Raw genomic sequence first — 273 nt, forward strand, 5'->3', positions numbered from 1 at the left:
CTTCGTCATAGTCGCGAACGTCTCTAGCAATCACTGAGTAACTCCTTTTCTTCTGAAGTCAAATCGTAAAGTCTTGCAGCTATTTCAGCGCAGCGCTGCCGATCTCCTATTTTTCCCGCATCGATTAGAGCTGATCTCATTTCATGCGAAATAGAATTCCATAGCGGAACTCTAATGCGACGCAGATGCTGCGCTTGAAAACGCATGAAGCCATTTGCCACCTTGGTCGTATAGGTGTGGACAAATAAGATCCCTATCCCGGATATCAGTACG

1 protein-coding gene is annotated in these 273 nt (G+C 46.2%); it reads right to left on the reverse strand.

Going from position 1 to position 273, the window contains the following annotated elements; translation table 11 throughout:
- Positions 1–23 precede the first annotated feature (23 nt).
- Positions 24–273: hypothetical protein (locus SB679_RS24240; RefSeq protein WP_410704802.1), on the reverse strand; the 250-nt coding region annotated here is incomplete at its 5' end.

Origin of the sequence: Chryseobacterium sp. SIMBA_029 (assembly GCF_046535275.1) — a bacterium.
In the GTDB taxonomy this organism is placed as follows: Bacteria; Bacteroidota; Bacteroidia; order Flavobacteriales; family Weeksellaceae; genus Chryseobacterium.